We start from the raw sequence: 5,901 nt of genomic DNA on the forward strand, positions 1-5,901 counted from the left end.
TCGCGACCTCAACCTTGGCAAGGTTGCGCTCTACCAACTGAGCTATTCCCGCTTGGGATTCGGATGATTAAAAACTTGGAGCGGGAAACGAGTCTCGAACTCGCGACCTCAACCTTGGCAAGGTTGCGCTCTACCAACTGAGCTATTCCCGCTTGAGCGTTTTCCAGCTGCGCCGTACTTACGAAAGGGGCATATTATAGGCAGATTTAGCAAATAGTCAATATCCATTCTGGAAAACTTGGCTAAGGATTGTTATTTATGCTGATTTTTCTGCCACTCCTTGTCCTGCCAGCACAACTGCAGCTATTCAAGCCACTCCTGCAGGGCGGAAACGGGAATGTCCCAGCACCACAAGCCCTCCTGGCCATGCGGATTCAGGCCGCGCACAAACAGGTAGCGCACCTGGATGTATTCGGGCAGGGCGCGGCGTTGTTTCAGGTAGCGTGCGGCGGCCACGGCGTAGATCAGCGCCTGCAGATAATAGTGGTGTTCGCTCACTGCCGCACTCATCGCGGCCTGGCTGTAATCGGCCAAATGATTGCCCAAGTGATTAGATTTATAGTCGATTACGCATACCCTGCCGTTTTCGTCTACCGCAATCAGGTCGATGAAACCGTTGAGGAAGCCGGTTACGGCGTGGAAATCCAGCTGCGGCAGGTGGGTAGCGGCGTTTTCAGGTAGCCCGATGTCGGGGCGGGCAAACCAACGGCGCAGGCGTTTCAAACCGAAATCGTGCAGGTGCAGCACGAAGCCCATTTCCGCCACGCGGCTATCGGCGGGAATATCGGCCAACTGCATATTCTCTGCCAACGGCGTATGGCGCACGGCTTCCACCATTTCCAGCACCGCCGGCAGCCATTGCTCGGACTCAAAGCCGTGTCTATCTAGGATATCGGCATAGGATGCCACTTGTTCGGCGGCGGGGCGGACAAAATCGGTTTGTTCCAAAATGCTGTGCAGGCAGATGCCGGGATTGGTGCCAGCTGGAAAAGCCAGCAGTGCGGTTTCAGCTTCGATTTGCCACAAATCACCCTGCCCGCTTGGCAGAACTGGGCTTGGGCCGTCGGAGCGCAACTCGCTGCTTGCACTTTTGCTTCGCAGAAACTCGCTGCGCTCGTTTTCAGGTAGCCTTTCGGTTTCGGCGGCGGGGTTTTCATCAGCCAGCAGGTTTTCAGGTAGCCACTCTTCAGCGGCAAGGGTTTGGCGGCTCAGGCCGGTAAAGCTGGTATGGCGGATAAATTGCAGCGGCCGCTCGGACAGCACAAGGGCGCGGTAACTGCCCTGCTGTTCGTCGCGGGCGCGGTAATTGGCTTCGGGCGGCTCGCCTTCCAGCCATTGCAACTGGCCGGGCGCGGCACTTTGGATGCATTGGAGCCAGGTTTGTCGTAGGGCTTCGGCCAGGGCTTGACCCTTCAGGCTGCTCCAGTGGCTGCGGATGGCATGACAATCATCTTCGCCTGTTTCGGCTAAGAGATAGGCAAAGGTGTTTTCCGGGGTGTTGCTGCAAGGTGCGGCGTAGAGCACGAGCTGCTCGCGGGCACGGGTAAGCGCGACATACAGCAGGCGCAGGCGTTCGCCGAGGTCTTCGGCAAACAGCTGCCGCTCGTCTTCTTCACCCAGCTGGGCTTTGGCCAACAATAGGTTTCGGCCGTTGTTTTGGCTGATGATGTTCCAATCTTGCACCAATTTGTCGCTGGTATCCCACACGAAAGGGTAAAACACCAGCGGGTACTCCAGCCCTTTGGCAGCGTGCATGGTAACGATTTTCACCAAGTCTTCATCGCTTTCCAGCCGCAGCTGGTATTCTTTATTCCCCTTATCCTCCCTATCATTTTTATTTTCTTTGCTTTTTTTGCTACTTTTCAGCTGCATTTCCAACCATTGCGCCAATGCGACTGGACTGGCACATTCAGCAGCGGCCAGCGCCAAGATTTCGGCCAGCTGCCAGAAATTGGTGAAGCTGCGTTCGTTGCGGGTATGCAGAAGGTGCTGTTCGAGGCCGCTTTGGCGGGCAAAGCGGGTGAGTGCGGTGTAGATGCCGTGCTGCTGCCAGGTTTCGGCGGCAGTTTCGGCCAGGGTTATCCACTCGGCCAGACGGTTTTCGTTGCCGTTCAATTCGGCCAAGTCTTGCGCGGTGTAGCCATAGAAAATGCCACCGAGCACGAAACGCAGATATTCGGTTTCCTGCGGGGCCAGCCAAAACAGCAACAGGGCGTGCAGGGCTTCGGCTTCGGGCGTGTCGAACACCGATTGCTGTTGTAGCAATACGCTGCGCACTCCCCGACGTTTGAGCGCGCGCGCGACTAGATCGGCTTCGCTGTGAGTGCGCACCAATACAGCTATCTGACCCGGATGCAGCGGCACATTTCCTCCACCATGTTTACCGCCGATAGACAGGCTACCTGAAAGCGCCTGATTGAGCCGCGCGGCAATTTCGCGGGAGCAATAATCAGCGCAGAGTTCGCGCAAAGAATCTTTATTCGGCAGTTTGCCATCTTCGGCAGATGGATTGATCCAGCGCACGGCTACGGCAGCTTCGGGCACGGGGCTGAGTAGACTATCGGCGCGGGCGGCCTGCACATCGGGATAGGCAATCTGCGGCAGCACGAAGGGGCGGCTGCGGGCGGCAAACAGATGGCCGATGCCGTTGACCAAATCGCGGTGGCTGCGGTAGTTGGTACGCAGGGTATAGCTTTGCTCGGGAGCGGTGTCGGCCGCAGCAGCAAGATAGGCATGGATGTCGGCACCGCGAAAGCCGTAGATGGCCTGTTTGGGGTCGCCCACCAAAAATACGGGCACGCCTTGGCAGATAAAGGCGGTGTGGAAAATGGCGTATTGCAGCGGGTCAGTGTCTTGGAATTCATCGATGAGCGCCACGCGCCATTTGGCAGCCAGGGCTTGGGCAAGCGCTTCGGCTTGCTCGGGATGATCGGAGTTGGAGAGAGCGGCATGCACGTCGAGCAGCAAATCATCATAGTCGCGGCGCGAGCTGCGGCGTTTATCTTCGGCCAAACGGTTTTTCAGGTAGCCTAAACATTCGAGCTTGAGGCGGATGGCGGCTTCCTGCTCGGCATCACTGATTTCGGCCAGGCGGCGGCCAAACACGGCCAAGGGTTGTAGGGCGGCGATGTCGGCTTCTTCAATATGCTGGTTTTTCCTGATCCTGTCGCGCAGAGCGTTTTCTTCAAAACACAGCAGCTTGTCCGGCTTGGAAAGCACGGGTTGCGCCAAGCCTTCTTGTGCAGCTTGCCGGAGATCGGTAAACAGGGTGTCGATGGAGGCGTTGAAAGTATTGCCGTTGAGCTGCGGCTTGATGCGGCGGTACACGGCTTCGATTTCCTCCACATTCCGTTGCAGCTTCTGCCAAGCAGCATTGTAGCCTTGCAATATTTGCGGCAGGCGGTTTTCAGGTAGCCTGTAATCCAGAAAAGCACGTTTGAGGCTACCTGAAAATTCAGCCAGCACGGAAGCGGGGGTGATGCCGAATTGGGCGGCAATGCGCGCGTTTTGCGGATGGTCGGCTACGTGTTCACGCCAGAAATCCTGTGCGGCCACCAGGCGGGCGGCGGTATCGGCGGGGCCGGTTTCCAGTTCGAAGGGTACACCGCACAAAAAGGCGTAGTCGCCCAACACGCGCAGGCAGAAGCCGTGGATGGTGTAGATGGCGGCGGTGTCGAAGCCGGAAAGGGCGGCCTGCAGCTGCAGGATGAGTTTGCCGCGCTCTTGTTTGGCTAAGGCTTCGGCCAGCAGGTGTTGCAGAAACTCATCATCCGGCGTTTCCCCGCTTTGCAAGGCAGCCAAGGCTTCGCCCAACCGAGCGCGCAGGCGGTTTTTCAGCTCGGCGGTGGCAGGATCGGTGAAGGTAACCACCAGTATGTTTTCCGGCGCCCAGCCTTCGAGCACCACCAGGCGGGTGAACAGCGCGGCGATACTGTAGGTTTTGCCCGTGCCGGCGGAGGCTTCGATAAGGTGAGTGCCCTTCGGCGGCAGCGGCAGTTGTGTAACGTGGAAATCCTGCATGGTGGAGTCCTTGGGGTTTCAGGTAGCCTTGGGATAACGGGCACTATTGTACGGCCTGCCAGCTGAGCTGTCTGCGGGCGATAGCGGATCAAATTTACTGCCAATGTTGGTTGCTAGACGCTCACACTACCTCAAGACACAGTAATGCCAACACACGCCGTGGCAAGAAGAAAGTTAATCCGCTAATTTAAAAATAAATATGGCTTGGCAGAGTAATTGCTTTCAGGTAGCCTATAGGCCTATTGCTTACTGGGCAATACTGCTCAAACAGGCAAAGGTCGTGCCGTGTTGCCCACGGCGGTTGGTTTTGGACAATTTTTGTCCAATTATTAATAATCATAAATAGTTTTCAAACCATTCAAGCCCATACTGCCATGTAATGGAATGCAATGGCTGATTGGCTGAAAACAAATAATCTTGCCACTACTTACAACCAACCCAATTGCAGCTGAGCAGAAACCAATAATTAAAGGGAAAACATGATTCAGCATTACGACGTCGTTATCATCGGCGCCGGCCCCTCCGGGGCAGTGGCGGCTGCTTTATTGAACAAGCGGGGATTCAATGTTTGTGTGGTGGAAAAGCAGCATTTTCCGCGTTTTGTTATCGGCGAGAGCCTGCTGCCGCATTGCATAGAGCTGCTGCATGAGGCCGGCTTCCTGCCCGCCGTGCAGGCCGGCTTCGGCTTTCAATATAAAAACGGCTTCGCCTTCTCTTGGGGCGAGCGCAACACCAGCTTCAAATTCACCGATAAATTCTCCCCCGGCTCTTCCACCGCGTTCAATGTGGAGCGTGCCCGTTTCGATAAAATCCTGATCGACGAAGCCATCAAGCAGGGCGTAACCGTGCAGTTCGGCTCCACGGTAAAAGCCTTCGACAACCATGGCGAGTTTGCCAAACTGGTGGTGCAGCAGGAAGGCGGCGATCCTTATGTGCTGGGCGCGCGCTTCGTGCTGGATGCCAGCGGCTACCACCGTGTGCTGCCGCGCATGCTCAGTTGGGATGTTCCTTCCAACCTGCCCTTGCGCCATGTGCACTTCACACACATCGAAGACCACATCACCGATCCGGCCTTCGACCGCAACAAAAACCTGGTGTGCGTCCACCCCGAACACCGCGATATTTGGCTGTGGCTGATTCCCTTCTCCAACGGCCGCGCTTCCATCGGCGTGGTGGGGCTACCTGAAAAACTCGGGCAGGAAAGCTCTGCCGTTATTCTGAAGAAATTTGCTTTGGAAGTGCCTTTCCTGCGCCGCATTTTGAAAGACGCGCAATGGGAAAACGACTTCCCATTCATCTACCTGCCCGGCTATTCCGCCAGCGTGAAATCGCTCTACGGCCGCCACTTCGCTCTATTGGGCAATTCCGCCGAATTCCTCGATCCGGTATTCTCTTCCGGCGTAACCATCGCCACCCACTCGGCCAAGCTTGCTGCTGATTTGGTGGCCCGCCAGCTGAACGGCCAGCAGGTAAACTGGCAAAACGAATTTGCCCGCCCGCTAATGTCTGGCGTCAACGTGTTCCGGCACTACGTGGAAGCTTGGTATTCCGGCACGCTGCAAGACATGATTTTCAGCGGCCAGCGCACGCCGGAAACCGACCGCATGCTCAGCGCCGTATTTGCCGGCTATGTGTGGGATCAAAACAACCCCTATGTGCACGACGCACAACTCTTCACCTCGCAGATTTGGGAGCCTGCACCAAAACACGACACCGCCGAAGCCGGTTAGCCGCTGTTTTGCGTTATAATTCGTCTGACTGCCGCTTCTGTGGAAGCAGATGTTAGCTTCCTGTGGAAGCAAATGTTTTAGCTTCGCAGAAACTTCGTTTTAGCTTCGCAGAAACTTCGTTTTAGCTTCGCAGAAACTTCGTTTTAGCTTC

At 56.2% G+C, this 5,901-nt stretch carries 2 protein-coding genes and 1 tRNA gene; 1 reads left to right on the forward strand and 2 read right to left on the reverse strand.

The genetic code is table 11. The features are described from left to right. Positions 1-76: 76 nt before the first annotated feature. A tRNA-Gly gene (locus ACO6EE_RS07755) sits at positions 77-152 on the reverse strand. A gap of 151 nt (positions 153-303) precedes the next feature. Then, a complete protein-coding gene (recB, locus tag ACO6EE_RS07760) occupies positions 304-4,020 on the reverse strand; it encodes an exodeoxyribonuclease V subunit beta (RefSeq protein ID WP_485960409.1) in 3,717 nt (1,238 codons plus the stop codon). A 479-nt stretch (positions 4,021-4,499) separates the two neighbouring features. Between recB and ACO6EE_RS07765 the strand changes: the two genes are divergently transcribed. After that, positions 4,500-5,750, forward strand: coding sequence for an NAD(P)/FAD-dependent oxidoreductase (locus tag ACO6EE_RS07765; protein ID WP_485960410.1), 1,251 nt, complete (start codon positions 4,500-4,502; stop codon positions 5,748-5,750). The last annotated feature ends 151 nt before the right edge of the window (positions 5,751-5,901 follow it).

The sequence above is a fragment of the Eikenella sp. genome, from assembly GCF_057315495.1.